An 18338-nucleotide genomic window follows, 5' to 3' on the forward strand; every position below is an offset into this window, starting at 1 on the left:
CTAAAGAATGTTTAAAAGACAACGCTAGGTCAATTGTTGATTACCTATCGTTAGACTCTCAAAACTTGCTGGAAAAAAGCAATGTTATCTTAAGGTTATCCCGATGTAAATTTTCATATGCTTTTTTAATTGGATAAAGCAAGAACTTTCTTTTAGATCTTTTTAACAGGTAATGCATAGGTTATTGAATCCTGTTAATCATTCGTTGTTGATAAGTACATAATGCGCTGAACCCATTATTTTTGAAGTCTAAAATTGACGAATTATGAATATTTCCATAGGAAACGATCACGCAGGACCTGAATATAAGAAGGCTATCGTTGAATTTCTAGAAGAAAAAGGTCACAAGGTTACCAATCATGGTACAGATAGATCAGATAGTGTAGATTATCCAGATTTTGCCCATCCAGTAGCACAAGATATAGTGAATGGTACAGCAGATCTTGCAGTAGTTATTTGTGGAAGCGCTCAAGGTGTTTCCATGACGGTAAACAAGTATGCAGAAGTTCGTGGTGCAACCTGTTGGTCTAAAGAGATTGCATTTTTAGCAAGGCAGCACAACGATGCTAACATCATCTGTATTCCAGCGCGCTTTACTTCTATCCCGCAAGCTGTAGGACTGGTAGAGACTTTTATAAATACACCTTTTGAAGGTGGACGTCATGATCGACGTGTGAAAAAGATCTCCTGTTAGAGTATGAATCGCAGTGATTTGGAAAAGCAGTATTTAGAGTTGGGAAACCAACTTCCTACTGTATATCCAGATTTTCATTTTAAGAATCATTGCTACTGGCGCATTGCGCTGGATCAAGTTGTAGGAGACCAGTGGAACAGACGACTTAAAAGTCCAGCCTATAAAAATCTAAGTGACGAGCAATTGTTGACAACGGTGAATTATATGAAGGCCTATCAATCTGATGAGGTTTTATTGAAACAGCATAATCAAGAATCGTTGTCGTGGCGTGGGAAGCTTTAGCTTTTAAAAAGGTGGAAAATCCTCCAAAAAGAATTGAATTAATAACAGATTGATTTTCGCATCAGCGGAAACAAAATAAGATCTCTGCCTTAGTGGAGAATGCTATGAAAAAAGAAGCTTCCATAATAATCCACCAGTTGCGCACGGCCGTTCATCCAGAGAAGAAACTCATGGAAATATGGCGGGAACTCGAGTTGTATGAAGATGACGAAAAAGAAGAAACCCTAGCCGATCTGGATACCAAACGCCAAGAGTTCATGGCTCAAGGTGATGAGGAATTTGGCAACATGCTGGAAAAAATCATTACAGATATACGGATTGGTATCAAGCCGCCGCAGCCTAAAAACGTTCCCAAACGCTTCTAATTTATGGAAATACGTATCAAATCTTTTGAAGAACTATCCATAAAAGAGCTGTATGCGTTACTACAGTTGCGCAGTGAGGTATTTGTGGTAGAGCAGGATTGTGTGTATCAAGATGTAGACGGCAAGGATCAAAAAGCGATGCATGTTCTGGGTTACGATGATGAGGAATTAGCTGCTTATACAAGGCTTTTTAAAGCAGGTGATTATTTTGATGCAGCAAGTATCGGCCGTGTTGTTGTGAGCCCAAAACACCGACGCAAGGATTATGGGAAGGAAATAATGAAGGCAAGTATGGAGTTTGCCTTTGATAAGCAAAAAGACAAAAACACCATTGCCTTCGCAAAAGTGGAACCTTTAATCAAAATCTCTGCACAAGTCTACCTTAAGAAATTCTATGAAGACTTAGGTTTTAAAGAAACGGGTAAGCGCTATCTAGAAGATGGTATTCCACACATGGAGATGATGGCAAATCGCTGAAAGTTATCTTTCATAAATTACTGATTTGTTACAAATCATCATTCGGCAACTTGCACGCTACAATCTGAAGAATCTAGTTCGATCTCAATAGTCAAATGCTCAAAATCATAGGATTCGAGAGTGGTATTGATCTTCTTTTTAACGCGTGACAATTGATCAAGAGCATCAATATTTTCAAGCTTTACGTGTGTACTAAAGACATGGTGCTCGCCATCCTGTGACCAGATATGGGTGTGATGTAAAGAACACACATGATCCAATTGCAGCAGCTCGCTCTTGATTTTATCCAGATCAATATCAGCAGGAATTCCCTGTAGAAATAAAAACATAGTTTCTCTCAATCTCTTGAAAGCGTTGAATAGGATATATGCCGTTATCAATAGTGATAGTACGGGATCGATATACTGATTATCATAGAAATAAAGAATTATCGCTGCCACCAGAATAGCTGCCCAGCCCAACACATCTTCTATCATGTGCCAAGACATCACTTTTTCATTCATGGATTTGCCGTGAGTTAGTTTGTAAGCTGCATAACCATTTACAGCAACTCCTATGATAGCAAAAATGATCATTCCTTGAGCATCGCTGGGCTCTGGATTCTGCAAACGTTTGATCGCTTCGTAAATCACGTAAGCGCTACCCAAAACCAAAACTACTCCATTGATGAGTGCCCCAAGAAGGGACAATCTGCGATACCCATAACTGAATTTCTTATCAGATTTCTTTTCGCTTTTGTGTTGTAGATACCAGCTGCTACCTAAGGATAAAGTGTCACCCAGATCATGAATTGCATCACTGACGATGGCGATACTGTTGGTATAGATGCCACCAATAATTTCAAGAATCGTAAAACCAAGGTTCAGGAAAAAGGCAAACTTGATGTTGCCGGTAGAACTATGATCGTGAGAGTGGTTGTGACCCATGAATTAAAGGTACTATTTCAGGAATACTTCTACTTATGCTTTGTGATTAGTATAATATTTCCCTTTCAGCCAAAACGACAAACGCACCAGTAAAATCAACGCAGGAACTTCTACCAGCGGTCCAATCACACCGGTAAACGCCTGACCAGAATTGATACCAAAAACAGCTATGGCAACAGCAATTGCCAGTTCAAAATTATTACCTGCGGCAGTAAAGGAAATAGCAGCATTCTGATCATAAGTCGCGCCGTTCCATTTACTCACAAAGAACCCGATCAAGAACATGATAGCAAAATAAATAATCAACGGTACCGCAATCAACAACACATCAAACGGAATTTCAACGATCATTTTTCCCTTGAGCGAGAACATAATGATAATGGTGAATAACAGAGCGATGAGCGTAATTGGACTTATCAATGGCAGGAATTTATTCTCATACCAATTCTTAGAAAATATGGGAACCAAAATCAATCTACTCAAAAAACCTAGCGCAAACGGAATCCCTAAATAGATAGCAACACTTATCGCAATAGTAGAAAGTTCAATGTCTACAATGGCTCCTTCCATCCCAAAATAGGGTGGTAAAACTGTGATAAACAACCAAGCATAAAATGAATAAGCAAATACCTGAAATATACTATTGAGCGCTACAAGCGCTGCGCCGTATTCTTTGTTACCATCGGCGAGATCGTTCCATACGAGTACCATGGCAATACAGCGAGCAAGACCTATCAAAATCAAACCAATTGAGTATTCTGGATGATCCTGCAAAAAAATCATGGCTAGGATAAACATAAGAACCGGACCGATGATCCAATTGAGTAAAAGCGATATGCTCAATATTTTGACATTAGTAAACACCTTAGGAAGCAACGAATAATTAACCTTTGCCAGCGGCGGATACATCATTAAGATCAACCCAATAGCTATGGGAATATTCGTCGTTCCATAAGAGAACCGATCAATAGTAGCCTCAATATTTGGAATAATGTTTCCCAGAAATACTCCAATGAGCATTGCTACAAAAATCCAAAGCGTCAGGTACCGACTTAGAAAATCCAGTTTTTTGGTTTTTGACATCTTTTTTAATTATTCAGGAACTTGATAGTCAAGCAATTCAAAATCCAGTTGATTGTTATTGTTTAAGCTAAACTTATAAATAGCTTTTCCTAAAATATGGCCATCATCAAATTCTGCAATTAACCATTCACTACTTAAAACTTGAATATTACCGAAACCCATTTTTCCACCTAGAGCTGCATTGATAGGAATCAATTCTTCATTTTTACGAAGACTATTTTCAATGAATCCTTCTGGATTACTAATACCATTTTTGACCAACTTGTTTCCATCAAATTCATAATCAAACCAATAATTTGATTGTGCTTTTTCAGATATCAATTTTAAGGAGTCAACTTGTTCTTTTAGGATTTCGATGTCGGCTTGATACGTTTCGGCCTGCTCAACTTCTTTACAGCTGGAAAAGCATATCAAAATCAGGAATATGACCTTAGCTGTTCTCATTCTTTAGATTTCTTTAAATGTTAGAGAAAACGTATTTCATTTCCGTAGCGATCTGGGTGCTTCTTTCCAGATAGGTTGCTTCCTGCTGTTCAGTTCCATCAGAAACCTTAGGATCTTCATAAGTGAGCGCAATCCTTTTGTCGGTTCCTGCAATGAATGGACAACCTTCATCTGCTTGTGAGCAGGTCATAATAGCTGCAAAATTTTCATCAGGATTGCTTTCATCATCATAGATCTTAGAAAACAAGTACACGGCATCATCTTCCCCATAAGCCGCCTCATACAGCGGATTCTCTGACTCATCCACTATATCAATCCTAAAGCCTTGCGACTGCAATGTTTTGATGATCATTGGAAAAACGGCTGTTGTTTCTGTACCACCTGAAAAAGTAAGAACATCAGAAATTTCGAAATAGGAAGCCATAGCAGCAGCCCAGATCTGCCCTAAATGACTACGGCGCGAGTTATGCGTACAGATAAAGTTGAGGTTAATAGGCTGATTCTCTTTTTTCTTGAATGAAATATAAGCAGTCAGTTCATCCAATAATGCTTTGCGGTCTTCTGCAATGGTATTTACATCGAGCTCTTCGATATGCTGTTTTAGTTTTTGAAACATGTCTATGTTTTTTAGCAACATCCAGAACCAGGTGCACAGGAATTTCCCTGCAGGTCTGAAAACTTGATTTTTGGTTTTTCACTGCGAGTACGCTCTACGCTAACGGATTCCTTTTGCGGGATACCGCAGGCGTCTTCAGCGAGGCAAGCGGTTTGTTTGTTGGTCAGGATGAATGTTCCTTCATGCAACTCCAATCCATATTTCCCTATAGTACCAGCTTGATATTCTACTTCAATCTCTGCATCGGGAAGATTTAGGTGTTCTTTTGAAAGAGTTACTATGTGAGCCAGTTTTTCTGGGTGTAACCTATGGTCATAATCGTCCGCATTCCACAATTGGAAGTTGACCACGGTTTCCTCGCGTTCCTTACCACCACAGTCGATAAAATGGCGGTGTACTTTTCCTACTTCAGTGACGTGAAAGTGTCCTGGAACTTCGGTTCCATCTTCCAGCTGAAAGCTGATGCGATTGAGGTTTTTAAGTTGTTCTGTAAATTGTGATAGTTTCATAAGTATATTGTTGTCAATTGCCTTGACTTTAATTAAGATCTTTCCCTGTTTTGATAAAGTTTTATTGCCTGCAAATAATCTATGCCACCTTGCATCGTCAAGTCATTGATAAACCCATCCAACTCTGGATGATGGATCGCTATCCAACCGATTAGTGCTTCTTTTTGAGCCGTCCATTGTTGCCAATCTGTCCCAATAAACCCAACATTTTCAATACGATTAATCTGACCCGATTTAAAGTAGAATCGTTGCTTAGAAACTAGAGGATTATTTTTTAAAAACTTAAATCTGGAAGAACTCACAGAAATTTCCGCAACGTATTGATCTTCTTTGGGTTCTATTTTAACCACTTGGTAAGAAGGATTAAATACAGAATCCCATTTGAAATGTTCATGAAAACCTTCTTTGGAATAAGCCATTTTATAAGAGCCTTCTACTAATGTGATACTGTCTGCTATGGTTTCCTTGATTTGATTGAAATCCGAATCTTGAAAACCTTTGTAGTAGGCTGTGATCTGTTCGATTTCACTTGCAGTATGGTCTTCACAACCTGTGAAAATCAAAACCGTAAGAAGTAAGATTATTTTATACATAACTTAAATCCTAACAGCAATCAGTTGAACAATGAGCAATACCGAGCAACTGTGATTCCAATTGGTTCCTAAGTTCATTCCAGCGCTCCATGTTCATACAGTAACAGGTGCTGGTACCTTCTACGGTTCCTTTGAGAATACCTATTTGTTTCAGCGCTTTTAAATGTTGCGAGATCGTCGCTTGTGCAAGACCTATCTCGTCCACAAGATCACCACAAACACAAGTTTCCCGATTCAACAAATGCTGAATAATAGCAACTCTGGCTGGATGAGATATTGCTTTCGCGAAAGCGGAAACCTCGTTTACCTCACGCGAAAAAATGGATGTTTTAGTTGTTCCCATATTCATCGCAATATTACGATGAATAGATTCAAAAAAAGGGAATTATTCGACTTTTGTAATAAAAAGTTCCACGCGACGGTCATCGCGATCGCTACCGCCTAAGGGTTTCTTACGGCCGTATCCTTCAAATGACATGCGGTTGGGATCCACGCCATAGTCAGACAATATATTGAAGATTAATTTTGCACGCGCATAAGAAAGATCAGACCGCATAGAGTTGCGATCCAGCGCATCATCAAACATCGCGTTGATGCAGCACACATGACCACGTATTTGAAAATGGATGTTAGGTCGAGCGACAAGAATCTCAATGACGCGTCGCATCATGGGAATAGATTCAGGATTCATAGTGGATCTGCCTCTCAAGAAATGGATGTCTTTGAGAATAATAATTTCATCCTTCTCAATGTTTTTGCGCAGCAATGATTTAAAGGGCTCTTCCCTATTATTAACCGGCGGGCTGATGCTGGTAGGAACATCGATGTATTCTTCCAGATCGTCTATAGTAATAAGTTCATCACTGGTCACTTTTTTGCGCACTTGATAGATTACTTTTTCTTCATATTCATCGATCACGGCATTTTGGTCAGGTGTCAATTTACTCTTCTGTAGTGTGCGCATCGCGAGCCTACTGGCAGCAGGTTCTTGAAGTGTGAAACGCACATCGACACGACGGTTGCGCGCTCGGGTGCGGATGATTTCTAGTCGGTCATCTTGAGAGGCGAGTGCCACTTCACCCTTTCCTGCAACTTGCTTGAAAATGTTCATGTTGTTGATATCATGATCAAGCAACCAGGTAGCTACAGTTTCAACCCTGTTTTCAGAAAGTGTTTGATTGTATTCCAGCGTACCGCGATCATCACAATAGCCTAGAATTTCAACTTCAAGAATAGAAAGGTAGATCAAGTCGTTAAAAAAAGCTTCAAAAGATTGGAGCTCACTGCTCTTGAAATTGTACTTATCCAGATCAAAGTAAATACTATGCTCAACGGTAATCTGAGCCGTAGATGTTGCCACAAAACATATTAGAAACAGGTATGTGACAAGTCTTTTCATTAGTTCAAGATCTTACGGTATTTGGCATTGTCATTAAGCACTTTGATGGCTTCTTGAATTTCAGGACTGTATTTAAGTTGATAGTTGTACAAGCCTTCACGGTAGAAATAGCGCTTTACGATCTCGTCTGTCAATAGCGACATCAGCTCCTCTTTTTTATCGCGCATGTCTTTCTTTTTGGCGTTCTGGATGGATTGCATCATGCCTTTGTAACTGGTGGCAATATCGTCGTCTAGTTCTTCATTGATGGCGGTTTTGTACGCTTTCGCGAAAGCGGTTTCCGTAACCGTCTCAAAATCAAATCCACGAACTTCTACCCAATCGATGAAGTCATTGAAATCCTTATCATTGAGCTGTATTTTATCAAGACCCTCATATTGATGCGCATAGTAGTACTGAGTTGCATAGTCAAAAATGGCGTTCTCGCGCAGTAACGATGTAGTAATTGGCGAGTAGGCTGCGCTAGCCAGTTTGATGTCTGGATCCACGCCACCACCATCATAAACCGTTCGACCGCTATTGACGGTTTTAAAGGCTTTGTAATCTTCTTTCAAGGTTCTTACAGCGTTACCATCGTCATCACGGTTCCAATAATCCAATGCTTGAATACAACGGCCACTAGGCGTGTAGTATCTTGATATTGTGATCTTGACCTGTGTTCCATAGCTCAATGGCTTAGGACGTTGAACAAGCCCTTTCCCAAAACTTCTGGCACCTATCACAACGCCACGATCATAATCCTGTACGCTACCACTCACAATCTCACTTGCGCTGGCACTGCGACCATTGATCAACACCGCTAACGGAATATCAGCATCAAAGGCATTGCGCTTAGTAAGATAGGTCCTATTGAATTTCTCAACGCTAGATTGTGTGCTGGTAATGAGTTTATCCTTTTCTATAAAAAGGTTGGAAACGTTTACTGCTTCACTCAACAAACCACCTGGATTACCGCGCAAGTCTAGAATGATTTTAGTAGCACCTTGCTCCTTAAGTTGTTTAATGGCTTCTTTAGTTTCTCTGGAAGCTTTCTCGTTGAATTTGGATAACACCACATAACCTATCTCTGGAGTGGCCATTTCAAAAAACGGAACGGCTTTGATTTCAACCGCTGCTCTCTTGAGTGTTGCGGTCATTTCCTTTCCCTGTCTCAAATAGGTAATATCAACTTGACTATCTGCAGATCCTTCTAAAAGTTGGCCAGCATTTTCATCGTAGTCAGAAATTTTTACGCCATCAATTATGATGATTTCGTCGCCCGCTTTGAGTCCAGCTTTATCTGCTGGATAGTCTTTCCACGGCTCCACGATGATCAGCTTATCTGCTCTAGAGCTAACGTTGGCACCTATTCCTGTGAATTCACCGCGGGAATTAATTTTGGCGCGTTCCACTTCTTGTTCAGTCCAGTATCTAGTGTATGGATCTAGATCTGACAGCATCCCATTGATTGCGTTATCCATGAGCTGTGCAGGGTTTGTTTCATCCACATAGTTCATATTGAGTTGCTTATACATCTCAGTAAAGATTTCAATCTGTTTTGCGATCTCAAAAAAATCGTTTTTGAAACTGGCCAGCGAAAGAAAAAATACGGCGCCCAAAATAGGAGCTATAAGTTGTCTTTTGATTTTATGTGGTACGGATGCCATAAAGGTTTGTGTGCTAAAATGTTATACTAATATACTGAAAACGGAATTATCCTAGAATTAGTGCAATTATGATTCCGTAGTTGAGTTGTTTTGCAGTTTGTTCAACTGCTTGATGATTCCTTCCAATAAGTGCTTAACGTGATCTTGATCTGGAAGTTTATGCGATTGATAAATCCACATGAAATGAAAGTGCTGGTTTTCAAGTTGTGGCAGGTCATTTTGTTGCAATCTATAGGCTTCTCGCAGCAATCTTTTTACTCTATTACGATCCACAGCATGTTTGAAGAACCGTTTAGGCACGCTAAAACCTGATTTGTGCAAACCTGCTTCTGGTTTAACTCGATACTTGAGTAGCATAGCACCTTTCCTTATGGAACTACCGTTTTGGAAAAGCTCTGTAATAGCTTTTTGACTTTTAAGTTTTTTGTCTTTGCCTAAGGTGTAGCGCATGATGCAAAGGTAGTGGAGATAATAACAATCGATAATCAAAAAGCCAGCTCTGTTGGGAGCTGGCTTTGAAGATTTGAAATGATGTTGGCTTACATCGTTTTCATGTTGTTCTCACGATTAACATCTGCCATAAAACCTTTAGGGTCTATAGTAACGCTTGCAATATTGCTGGCATCAATACCTGGCAATTCTAAATCATAGGTAGGATAGGCCCAGGCCCAATCTCCAGCTGTGGTCCAGTCTGATGGTACTTTCTTTTGATTGTACATAAATTCAAGTGGCACATAATACATTTTACTACTACCATCATTCATGGTTACTTGGATGTCAAGCGGCATGGGCATTTGTCCCTTTCGCGAAAGCGAAACCACAGCATTGCCACCAGTTGTACTTACTCCATCAACCGCATAATCAATGGTATTTGTAGTTTGAGTCCAATCGATTAGGTACCAATCCAGTTCAAAACCGCTCACACGCTCTGCGACACGCTTTAAATCATTAGGATTTGGATGTTTGAATTTCCAGGTGTTGAAGTATTCCTTGATAATCTGGTCGCGCACGTCATCGCCCACGATATAGCCCAATTGCGACATAAAGACGGCACCTTTAGAATAGGCGCTGGTACCATAGGCACCATTCAAATTATAACGATCTGCATGGGTAGTTTGTGGTTGTTCCACACCAGAGTTTGCGAGTTGTGCATATCCTCTAAAAGAGCCTGCATTAGGGTTTTCTTTGCCCTCATTATAGATTTCATTCATGGCTAGGTTGGAGATGTAGGTAGTGAAACCTTCATCCATCCATTCGTGTTTTGCCTCGTTGGTAGCCAGGACATGGTTGAACCAGGAGTGTGCAAATTCATGTGCTGTAACACCTGCAAGGCTGCCAAAATTTCGTTCTCCAGTAATTAAAGTACACATGGCATATTCCATACCACCATCGCCACCTTGAATTACAGAGTATTGTTGGTAAGGATACTGTCCTACGTTTTCATTGAAAAACTGCAACATCTTGTTGGTGTCTGGCTGTAATTTCTTCCAGTTTGCTTTGATGGCCTCATTATCCTTGTAGAAAAAGTGAAGATCCACACCATTTGCGCCTGGATAAATATCATGGATGTAATCAGGATCTGCACCCCAAGCGAAATCATGAACCATAGGCGCTTTAAAGTGCCAGGTTAGCTTTCCATTAGTTCCAGCGGCAGGACCAGAATTAGGCTTGTCATAACCATGACCTATCTCATTTGGGTTTTGAAGGTAGCCAGTACCACCAATGGTATATTCTTTATCGAGAGTTAGTTTCACATCAAAATCTCCCCAAACGCCGTGAAATTCACGACCTACGTATGGAGTTGCATTCCAACCATCACGATCAAATTCTGCCATTTTAGGGAACCATTGCGTCATGGAAAGCGCCACACCTTCTGCATTGTTGCGGCCGCTGCGACGTATTTGTACGGGAACCTGACCATTGAAGTCCAATTCAAAAGTCGTGGATTGTCCAGGTTTTAAGGCCTTGGCAAGAGGTACGATCAAAATAGTTCCTTCTTCCATAGGGTTCAGTGCAACACCATCCTGCTTCATGTTTGAGACATGTAGCTGCCCTTGCTCGTTAGGTTTTAAAGCTTCAATTCTTGCGCCTACACGACGATCTGGATCTGCAATAGTGCGGGAACGAACGTCCATCTGGCTACCAGGCTGGAACGCATTGAAGAATAAGTGGTAGTATACACGATCCAGCGTTTCTGGAGAATTGTTGGTGTACACTAATTTTTGTTTACCGGTATACTGGTAATTATCCACGTTCATATCCACGTCCATGGTATAATCCACATGTTGCTGCCAGTAACCAGGTACCGATGAGACAGTAGTTTTAGCGGGTTTTGTGTTTTGGGTAGAGCTACAACTGGCTAGAAAAACGCCAACGGTAAGCATTAGAAAAATCCTTTTCATGTATAATTTTTTGTAAGATCTAAAGATACAAATTTGGAAATACTGTTTTTATAGAATTTTGACAACTCGTTTTTGGGCGTTCCCTGCGGTCAGGCTTTACACTGCAATCTTTTTGAGCCTGAATAGCCTAACTCCACAAGGCTCAAAAAGGATTTCCGTTTCAATCCTTAACGCTGTACGGCTGCAACGTTTATTTGAAGTAGTAAAAGCACGATTTGAGCAAGTATTCCTGCAACCTGTTTTTAAATCATGAATCTAAATTTCTGAATGCTCCTTTTGGAATCTTACATTTACCATAAAGAAAGAGTGATGTTAGGAAAAATCGAACATATAGGAATCGCCGTCAAAGACCTAACGGCATCGAACGAATTGTACAAGAAGCTGCTGGGAACGGCAGCCTACAAACAAGAAGAAGTAACCAGCGAAAACGTAATCACTAGTTTTTTCAAAGCTGGAGAGAACAAAATTGAATTACTTGCCGCTACTGATCCAGATAGTTCGATCGCAAAATTTATAGATAAAAGAGGTGAAGGCATTCATCACATAGCTTTTGCCGTTGAGGACATCAAAATTGAATTGGCAAGATTGGAAAAAGAAGGTTTTACCATTCTAAATAAGGAACCCAAACGAGGCGCTGACAATAAATGGATCGCGTTCCTGCATCCCAAAGGCACCAATGGTGTTCTTGTAGAACTATGTCAGGAAATCAAGGAATAGTTTGGTTAAAAGCGCATATAGTTTAAATTTGCAGACTTTTTAATCAGTAAATCGCGCTGCGATTTTTTGAGGGCCTATAACTCAGCTGGTTAGAGTATCTGACTCATAATCAGAAAGTCCCTGGTTCGAGCCCAGGTGGGCCCACATCAAGACCTTAGAATATTCTAAGGTCTTTTTTTATGCATTTGAGTTTCGTATCGACATATATTTATTGGCACCTGGGCGAGAAGTATACTGAGCCCAGCCGAAGTAAGCCCAGGTGGGCCCACAACAAGCATAAACCTTAGTGAACGCTAAGGTCTTTTTTTATGCACTCAAGTTTCGTATCAATATTTAGTTATTTGCACCTGGGTGAGAAGTTTATACTGAGCGCAGCCGAAGTAAGCCCAGATGGGCCCACGACAAAACCTCAGTAAACGCTAAGTTTTTTGTTCTCAAACCTTTGGTCGTGTTGCGTTAGGGGTAGAAGTGAAAATCCTTTTCAAGCCATTTGCACCATATTATGTGCTTGAAAAGATTGTAACGGATAGCCTGACTGCAATCTTGAGTCAGAGCGAAAGTTTGCAGGAACGCCCAAACAATAATTATTATAATATCTAAGTTACCTTTGTAGCATGGAAGAAACTCAACGTCAGAAGAAAATTGCCGGTATCCTTCAAGAGGACATCTCAAATGTGCTGCAGGAGAAAATGCGAGAGAACGCGGTGAAGAATCTGCTGGTATCGGTTACAAAGGTGACGGTGACGCCAGATTTGGGATATGCCAAAGCGTTTATTTCTGTCTTCCCGCCAGAAAAGGCTGATGCCGTGGTGAAGGAAATCGTAGAGATGACTGGCGACATACGCTATGAGGTAGCTGCAAAGGTGCGCCACCAGTTCCGTCGCATGCCAGAGCTTCAGTTTTTTAACGACGACAGTCTGGAATACATGGATCAGATTGACCAAGAATTAAAGGGCAAAAACAACCCGATCGAGAATCCAGATATCCTGCCACGCCGCAAGAAGTCATAGGTGAATTTCCCGTTCTACATAGCGCGACGTTATCTGATCTCAAAGAATGGCAAGAACGCCATCAACATCATCAATATCCTAAGTTTTATCATCACGATCGTGGGAACGACCGCGCTTTTTATCGTGCTGTCTGGTTTTAGCGGTTTGAAGGAATTCAGCACTAATTTCTCGGGATATTTTGATCCAGATTTGCAGGTTACTGCTGTGCAGGGAAAGACTTTGAATGTTCCGCTCAAGCGAAAGCGTGCTCTCGAAAACATTGAAGGAATTCAAGTACTCTCTGAAGTGATTGAAGAAAAAGCGTTCCTGAGCTATGCGGAAAAAAATGACATCGCTTTTATCAAAGGCGTGCCAGACAATTATGACCAAATCGTCGCACCTGATTCCATACTTATGTATGGTAGCTGGTTAACAGATAACGACCCTCAAGTTGTTATAGGTGCCGGAATAAAAGATGATTTAAGCATAGGGATTAATGACTACTCTACTTTTATTCAAATCATGGTTCCAAGACCTGGAACTAACGCGATTAACGCAATGAACCTGAGCCGATCTTTTAGCACGCTGGATGCGATTGCTACTGGGATGTTTAGTGTCAATGAGGATCTAGATAACAAGTATATATTTATGCGATTAAGCGCTGCGCGCACACTGCTTAATTATAGCGACTCTACGGTTACCGCGCTCGAATTAAAACTCACAGATCCTGATCTTGAAAATGATGTGCGCGACGATATCACTGCGTTATTTGATGTGGATCTTGAAATCAAGAACAAACTGCAGCTCAACGGCGCTCTCTACAAAATGCTGAATAGCGAGAACCTCGCTGTGTATTTAATTTTTACGTTGGTATTGATCATTGCTCTTTTCAATGTAGTGGGATCGATAATCATGATGATTCTAGACAAGAAGAAAAACCTGAAAACCCTCGCAGATTTGGGCGCTGAGGTTGGTCAGCTACGCCTTATCTTTTTCCTTCAAGGAACGTTGATGACACTTTCTGGCGGTATCATAGGACTGCTGATAGGAATGGGTTTTGTTTATGGTCAGATCGCGTATAAGTGGATCTATATTGCTCCTGGTATTCCTTATCCTTTCTCGATGGAATTTTTGAATGTGGCGGTGTCTTTATTGACGATTGCTGTTCTAGGAATTATAGCAAGCTACATAGGCAGCCGCAGGATCAATGATCGTTTGCTTTCTCAAGCGAAGTTGTAATTCAGTTATTAATAAATCGCGCTGATTCAGATAATTCCAAAAGCCATCATACCACTTAGGCTTGCTTAGTTTGATTTAAACTTTCGCTACTTTTTCCATTGCCGAAAAAGTAACCAAAAAGGCTAGGCTGTGGCACACCTGTCTAAAAATATCAGAGCCTCCGCCAAAGAAATTAAAACGCTTTCGGTTGAAAAAGTTATCGCGATCCTAAAATTCTTCAACGGAAGCCTATCACGAAATATACACCGATAAATTTCTTTCAAATGGCTCCAACTCTTTCATTTTTCACGACAAACTTGCCAAGGCCGTTTTAAATCAAGCTTCAATGAAGAAACACCAACATATAAAGGTGAATTTTAAGAGGTGAAGAAGAACTTAAATTCTAAGCGAAACTGTAATCGCCAAACTCTTGCATCACGTCTTCAAAGGCTGCAAAAACTGCAGCACTATCATCGCTGGTGACCATTTTTAAGCGATGTTCCTTGAAGTTGGGAACGCCTTTGAAGTAATTGGTATAATGACGGCGGGTTTCAAAAACGCCTAATTTTTCTCCTTTCCAGGCTATAGCCATTTCCAAATGACGTCGCGCGACTTCAACACGCTCTTGCATGGTTGGTGGTGCAAGGTGCTCGCCTGTATTGAAAAAGTGTTTTACTTCTCTAAAAAACCATGGGTAACCTATACTAGCTCGACCTATCATCGCACCATCGAGTCCGTATTCATCACGCATTTCTACAGCACGTTCTGGTGTGTTGACATCGCCGTTCCCAAAAACAGGAATATGCATACGCGGATTGTTCTTTACAGCAGCAATAGGTTTCCAATCGGCATCGCCTTTGTACATCTGTGCTCTAGTACGGCCGTGAATACTGATGGCTTTAATCCCAACATCCTGCAGCCTTTCTGCCACCTCAACAATCTTGATGGAGTCGTGGTCCCAACCCAATCGGGTTTTTACGGTAATGGGCAAGTTGGTATGTTTGACCATGGCGCTGGTCAATTCTACCATTAAATCAATGTCTTTTAGAATCCCTGCGCCAGCGCCTTTGGAAACTACTTTTTTCACGGGACAACCAAAGTTGATATCAATCATATCAGGTTTGGTACGCTCTACGATTTCTACAGATTGTAGCATGGATTCCATATTAGCTCCAAAAATCTGGATGCCAACTGGACGCTCCGTTTCATAGATGTCCAGTTTCATGGTGCTTTTTGCGGCATCACGAATCAAACCTTCACTGGAAATAAATTCGGTAAAAACGACGTCTGCACCATTTTCCTTACACAACGTACGGAAAGGTGGATCACTCACATCTTCCATAGGTGCGAGTAATAGAGGGAAATCAGGAAGTTCTATGTCGCCTATCTTAACCATGGTGCAAAGATAGGGCAGTTGTTTGACAATTTATGGAGTGCACGGCGATGGTGGAATCACGCTTTCGCGAAAGCGTACTTCTAAAAGCTATTGTCACGAGTATTGATGCGCTCTTGATCTTCTGGAGTAGAAACATCATTGTTGCTTAATCTGAAATTTCCGAAATTGTAGATAAAACCTAAAGTCAGAAGGTTAGTTTCTGGAAGTCCCAAGTATTCATTATCCTGATTCAAATAACGAGATTTCAACGGCTGATTCTGACTCAAGAATATGTCATCGTAGTCCAGCGTGAGAACAGCACGGTCATTCCAGATGCTTTTTCTCAATCCTATACCTGATGTGAATTGGTTTTTGAATTCGTAGGAACCTATTAGAATATTAGATAGATATCCCAATTCAACCGTAGCACTAAAAGTCCGGTCTTCAGAAAGGTTGATACTACTAATCGAATTTACATAAAGTCCAGTCACATCATTCTTTTGCTTCACACCGCCAGATTGAATTGCTGTAAATTCATTTTCCATGTAGAAAAGACTGGTCTGCGCCTGAAATACGATACTACTCCCTAAAAATGTATAGAACAGAAAATCCAGACTGTACTGCAACTCATAGTCCATGTTGAAATTCTGCGAATTCAAAACATTGGTTTGATTGTTTTGAAAGGGAAGAATGGCTAATGCATTGTCTGTTCTGGTGTAGTATGCATCAAAAAAGTATTGGTTCTTTATATTCCAGTTGAGGTTAATCTTGTTGGTAAACGCAGGTTGCAGATTTGGGTTACCTGTATTCACATTATTGTCATTAATAAAGTAGCTAAAAGGATTCAAACTTTCATATCGTGGTCGCTCAATGGAACGACGGTAACTTAATGTCAAGGCATTATTATCGTTAACCTGATTTGTCAAGGAAACATTAGGGAATAACTCAAAATATTCTTGAGTGTTTACTTGACCTAGTGACCGACTGTCGCCTTCTACATCAGTTTGTTCTGCGCGCAGGCCTAGTGCGATCGCCCATTTTTCCCAATCGCGATCCAATTGGAAATATGCGGCATAGATTTTTTCATCGTATAGAAAACGATCAGAGAGCGCTGCGTTGAATTGTCGGGACCCAGCATCAGTATCAAAGAAGTCCAACTGGCTTGTGGAGCTTACATCAGAGAATTTGGCTCCTGCTTTGAGAATGTAGTTTCCTAAGGTGTTTTCGTAGTCCGCTTTCGCGACAGCGATATCAATGGTTTGTGCAGCATCAGTAAAGAAACTGTTCGTTCCTACTGTGTTGCCATCAGTGCCAAAAAAGGTGCTCAATAGATCTTGTGTCTTGTCACGATCTGTAAAGATATAGTTTCCTTCCAGTGAGAACCTACCAGAGCCTTCATTGAAAGTATTTATCCATGCACCGTTGACGAAGCCTGTGGTACGGTCGATAGCAAGATCACTATCTGTATCAAATCCATCAAAATCCATCGCGCCATTAGGTAGAATCAATGTTCTAACATCTGTACGAACGTCTTGATTATTGTTAGCACTATAATTTCCTGAAATGCTAATGTCGTTATTGTCGTTGAGTGTGAAGTCGATGGCAGTATTGAAGTTGTGCGCATCACTGTCAGTTACTTTTTCAAAGTCTGTAAACCAGCGGGAACTGCGCGTGCCGTCTGGATTGAAAAAGCCTACTTGGGCTTCATCCAATTTTAAATCTTTGCGCGGGTTGTAACTGTAGTTTGCATAAATATTCACCCAATCATTCTTGTAGAATTGAGAGGTTCCTATTTGATATTTGGCGAGTTCATCAATAGAATAACTACCATTAATAGATCCTTTGTACCCTAAAGAAACGCCTTTGCTGGTGTTTATATTGATGACAGCGACACCTTCTGCATCATAATTGGCAGATGGGTTTGTGATGACCTCGACACTTTTAATATTATCGCCGCTTTGGCTTTGTAAGAAGTCGTTAAGTTCGTCTTGGGTAATATAGACACGCCTATCGTTGATATAAATTACCGCAGTTGCATTTTGCACCATGTAGGAACCGTTCATTTCAAAAACTCCTGGCGTATTTTTCAAAATGTTGGCTGCATTGCTAGTGCTAAGCGATGTGTTTTCCACATTGAAGATCAAGCGATCGGGACGCTTTTCTATGGTGGGACGCCTTGCGGTGACCACAACACCAGCTAGAGATTCGGTTGAAGATAAAAGAGTCAGATCATCAAGATTAGTGGGTTTGTCGATAGTCAGCTTTCGCGAAAGCGTAACATATCCCACATAACTCGCTGCAAAAGAATAGTCACCCGTTGCAATGTTTTCCATCTGGAACCGACCATTCTCATCTGTGGTCGTGCCTTTGTAGAAAGTACTGTCGGGCATTTTGAACAAGAGCGCGTTTGCAAATGCTACGGGCGTTTTTTGTTCATCTACTAAATTTCCTTGTATGGAATGTTGGGCTGTGATTTGAAGGCTCACAAGTACCGCTAAAAGCGTAATAAATTTCATACAGAAAAGGAGTTCTAGGTAAAAATAACAAAACCGACATGTAATAAGTAGGTTTATAGAGCATAACCTTTTAGATTATATTTGTAC

At 40.7% G+C, this 18338-nt stretch carries 20 protein-coding genes and 1 tRNA gene; 8 read left to right on the forward strand and 13 right to left on the reverse strand.

Going from position 1 to position 18338, the window contains the following annotated elements; all coding sequences use genetic code 11:
* The first annotated feature begins 265 nt into the window (after positions 1 to 265).
* From rpiB to BLO34_RS11365, 4 genes are all read left to right on the forward strand, one after another.
* Positions 266 to 694: a ribose 5-phosphate isomerase B gene (gene rpiB / locus BLO34_RS11350; protein WP_090755423.1), complete on the forward strand. Its 429-nt coding sequence runs from the start codon at positions 266 to 268 to the stop codon at positions 692 to 694.
* A gap of 3 nt (positions 695 to 697) precedes the next feature.
* The gene (locus BLO34_RS11355; protein ID WP_090755425.1) at positions 698 to 976 is read left to right on the forward strand and encodes a hypothetical protein; all 279 of its coding nucleotides are present in this window, start codon (positions 698 to 700) and stop codon (positions 974 to 976) included.
* A 104-nt stretch (positions 977 to 1080) separates the two neighbouring features.
* Positions 1081 to 1341 (forward strand): hypothetical protein, encoded by a 261-nt coding sequence (locus tag BLO34_RS11360; protein WP_055411458.1) that lies wholly within the window; start codon positions 1081 to 1083, stop codon positions 1339 to 1341.
* 3 nt (positions 1342 to 1344) lie between these two features.
* Entirely contained in the window at positions 1345 to 1818 is a 474-nt protein-coding gene (locus BLO34_RS11365) for a GNAT family N-acetyltransferase (RefSeq protein WP_090755429.1), read from the forward strand.
* A gap of 38 nt (positions 1819 to 1856) precedes the next feature.
* On the opposite strand, the gene BLO34_RS11370 is transcribed toward BLO34_RS11365, so the two are convergent.
* The 11 genes from BLO34_RS11370 to BLO34_RS11420 form a co-directional block, all read right to left on the reverse strand.
* Positions 1857 to 2744 carry a cation diffusion facilitator family transporter gene (locus tag BLO34_RS11370; protein ID WP_090755430.1) on the reverse strand — a complete coding sequence of 296 codons (888 nt, stop codon included), beginning with the start codon at positions 2742 to 2744 and terminating at the stop codon, positions 1857 to 1859.
* A 33-nt stretch (positions 2745 to 2777) separates the two neighbouring features.
* Positions 2778 to 3827 (reverse strand): ACR3 family arsenite efflux transporter, encoded by a 1050-nt coding sequence (arsB, locus tag BLO34_RS11375; RefSeq protein ID WP_090755432.1) that lies wholly within the window; start codon positions 3825 to 3827, stop codon positions 2778 to 2780.
* 9 nt (positions 3828 to 3836) lie between these two features.
* Positions 3837 to 4271, reverse strand: a complete 435-nt coding sequence (locus BLO34_RS11380) for a hypothetical protein (protein ID WP_090755433.1) — start codon at positions 4269 to 4271, stop codon at positions 3837 to 3839.
* A gap of 13 nt (positions 4272 to 4284) precedes the next feature.
* Positions 4285 to 4887, reverse strand: coding sequence for a protein-tyrosine-phosphatase (locus tag BLO34_RS11385; RefSeq protein WP_090756627.1), 603 nt, complete (start codon positions 4885 to 4887; stop codon positions 4285 to 4287).
* 11 nt (positions 4888 to 4898) lie between these two features.
* Positions 4899 to 5396 (reverse strand): DUF6428 family protein, encoded by a 498-nt coding sequence (locus tag BLO34_RS11390; protein ID WP_090755435.1) that lies wholly within the window; start codon positions 5394 to 5396, stop codon positions 4899 to 4901.
* A 32-nt stretch (positions 5397 to 5428) separates the two neighbouring features.
* On the reverse strand, positions 5429 to 5989 hold the full coding sequence (locus tag BLO34_RS11395) for a hypothetical protein (RefSeq protein ID WP_090755437.1): 561 nt from the start codon (positions 5987 to 5989) through the stop codon (positions 5429 to 5431).
* Positions 5990 to 5999: 10 nt separating this feature from the next.
* Complete coding sequence (locus tag BLO34_RS11400) at positions 6000 to 6332, reverse strand: ArsR/SmtB family transcription factor (RefSeq protein ID WP_090756629.1); 333 nt, start codon at positions 6330 to 6332, stop codon at positions 6000 to 6002.
* 42 nt (positions 6333 to 6374) lie between these two features.
* Positions 6375 to 7388, reverse strand: coding sequence for an OmpA family protein (locus BLO34_RS11405; protein WP_090755439.1), 1014 nt, complete (start codon positions 7386 to 7388; stop codon positions 6375 to 6377).
* Complete coding sequence (locus tag BLO34_RS11410; RefSeq protein ID WP_090755441.1) at positions 7388 to 9034, reverse strand: S41 family peptidase; 1647 nt, start codon at positions 9032 to 9034, stop codon at positions 7388 to 7390. The genes BLO34_RS11405 and BLO34_RS11410 overlap by 1 nt, the downstream gene beginning before the upstream one ends.
* 66 nt (positions 9035 to 9100) lie before the next feature.
* Positions 9101 to 9484 carry a ribonuclease P protein component gene (gene rnpA, locus BLO34_RS11415; protein ID WP_090755442.1) on the reverse strand — a complete coding sequence of 128 codons (384 nt, stop codon included), beginning with the start codon at positions 9482 to 9484 and terminating at the stop codon, positions 9101 to 9103.
* An 89-nt stretch (positions 9485 to 9573) separates the two neighbouring features.
* Positions 9574 to 11436, reverse strand: coding sequence for a M1 family metallopeptidase (locus BLO34_RS11420; protein WP_090755443.1), 1863 nt, complete (start codon positions 11434 to 11436; stop codon positions 9574 to 9576).
* Between the two features lie 309 nt (positions 11437 to 11745).
* Here BLO34_RS11420 and mce point away from each other — a divergent pair, with 309 nt between their 5' ends.
* The 4 genes from mce to BLO34_RS11440 all read left to right on the forward strand — a co-directional run bounded on the left by mce (position 11746) and on the right by BLO34_RS11440 (position 14381).
* The gene (mce, locus tag BLO34_RS11425; protein ID WP_090756632.1) at positions 11746 to 12153 is read left to right on the forward strand and encodes a methylmalonyl-CoA epimerase; all 408 of its coding nucleotides are present in this window, start codon (positions 11746 to 11748) and stop codon (positions 12151 to 12153) included.
* 70 nt (positions 12154 to 12223) lie between these two features.
* A tRNA-Ile gene (locus BLO34_RS11430) sits at positions 12224 to 12297 on the forward strand.
* Positions 12298 to 12767: 470 nt separating this feature from the next.
* A complete protein-coding gene (rbfA, locus tag BLO34_RS11435; protein WP_090755445.1) occupies positions 12768 to 13163 on the forward strand; it encodes a 30S ribosome-binding factor RbfA in 396 nt (131 codons plus the stop codon).
* Positions 13164 to 14381 (forward strand): ABC transporter permease, encoded by a 1218-nt coding sequence (locus BLO34_RS11440; RefSeq protein ID WP_090755447.1) that lies wholly within the window; start codon positions 13164 to 13166, stop codon positions 14379 to 14381. It begins immediately after the preceding gene.
* A 382-nt stretch (positions 14382 to 14763) separates the two neighbouring features.
* On the opposite strand, the gene dusB is transcribed toward BLO34_RS11440, so the two are convergent.
* Entirely contained in the window at positions 14764 to 15756 is a 993-nt protein-coding gene (dusB, locus tag BLO34_RS11445; protein ID WP_090755448.1) for a tRNA dihydrouridine synthase DusB, read from the reverse strand.
* Positions 15757 to 15836: 80 nt separating this feature from the next.
* Positions 15837 to 18251, reverse strand: coding sequence for an outer membrane beta-barrel protein (locus BLO34_RS11450; protein WP_090755450.1), 2415 nt, complete (start codon positions 18249 to 18251; stop codon positions 15837 to 15839).
* Between the last annotated feature and the right edge of the window lie 87 nt (positions 18252 to 18338).

Origin of the sequence: Nonlabens sp. Hel1_33_55 (assembly GCF_900101765.1) — a bacterium.
Taxonomy (GTDB): Bacteria; Bacteroidota; Bacteroidia; order Flavobacteriales; family Flavobacteriaceae; genus Nonlabens.

Excerpts from the sequence above, each read along its gene's own strand:
- rpiB (WP_090755423.1), top strand. The coding sequence starts at position 266 with ATGAATATTTCCATAGGAAACGATCACGCAGGACCTGAATATAAGAAG.
- BLO34_RS11355 (WP_090755425.1), top strand. The coding sequence starts at position 698 with ATGAATCGCAGTGATTTGGAAAAGCAGTATTTAGAGTTGGGAAACCAA.
- BLO34_RS11360 (WP_055411458.1), top strand. The coding sequence starts at position 1,081 with ATGAAAAAAGAAGCTTCCATAATAATCCACCAGTTGCGCACGGCCGTT.
- BLO34_RS11365 (WP_090755429.1), top strand. The coding sequence starts at position 1,345 with ATGGAAATACGTATCAAATCTTTTGAAGAACTATCCATAAAAGAGCTG.
- BLO34_RS11370 (WP_090755430.1), bottom strand. The coding sequence starts at position 2,744 with ATGGGTCACAACCACTCTCACGATCATAGTTCTACCGGCAACATCAAG.
- arsB (WP_090755432.1), bottom strand. The coding sequence starts at position 3,827 with ATGTCAAAAACCAAAAAACTGGATTTTCTAAGTCGGTACCTGACGCTT.
- BLO34_RS11380 (WP_090755433.1), bottom strand. The coding sequence starts at position 4,271 with ATGAGAACAGCTAAGGTCATATTCCTGATTTTGATATGCTTTTCCAGC.
- BLO34_RS11385 (WP_090756627.1), bottom strand. The coding sequence starts at position 4,887 with ATGTTTCAAAAACTAAAACAGCATATCGAAGAGCTCGATGTAAATACC.
- BLO34_RS11390 (WP_090755435.1), bottom strand. The coding sequence starts at position 5,396 with ATGAAACTATCACAATTTACAGAACAACTTAAAAACCTCAATCGCATC.
- BLO34_RS11395 (WP_090755437.1), bottom strand. The coding sequence starts at position 5,989 with ATGTATAAAATAATCTTACTTCTTACGGTTTTGATTTTCACAGGTTGT.
- BLO34_RS11400 (WP_090756629.1), bottom strand. The coding sequence starts at position 6,332 with ATGGGAACAACTAAAACATCCATTTTTTCGCGTGAGGTAAACGAGGTT.
- BLO34_RS11405 (WP_090755439.1), bottom strand. The coding sequence starts at position 7,388 with ATGAAAAGACTTGTCACATACCTGTTTCTAATATGTTTTGTGGCAACA.
- BLO34_RS11410 (WP_090755441.1), bottom strand. The coding sequence starts at position 9,034 with ATGGCATCCGTACCACATAAAATCAAAAGACAACTTATAGCTCCTATT.
- rnpA (WP_090755442.1), bottom strand. The coding sequence starts at position 9,484 with ATGCGCTACACCTTAGGCAAAGACAAAAAACTTAAAAGTCAAAAAGCT.
- BLO34_RS11420 (WP_090755443.1), bottom strand. The coding sequence starts at position 11,436 with ATGAAAAGGATTTTTCTAATGCTTACCGTTGGCGTTTTTCTAGCCAGT.
- mce (WP_090756632.1), top strand. The coding sequence starts at position 11,746 with ATGTTAGGAAAAATCGAACATATAGGAATCGCCGTCAAAGACCTAACG.
- rbfA (WP_090755445.1), top strand. The coding sequence starts at position 12,768 with ATGGAAGAAACTCAACGTCAGAAGAAAATTGCCGGTATCCTTCAAGAG.
- dusB (WP_090755448.1), bottom strand. The coding sequence starts at position 15,756 with ATGGTTAAGATAGGCGACATAGAACTTCCTGATTTCCCTCTATTACTC.
- BLO34_RS11450 (WP_090755450.1), bottom strand. The coding sequence starts at position 18,251 with ATGAAATTTATTACGCTTTTAGCGGTACTTGTGAGCCTTCAAATCACA.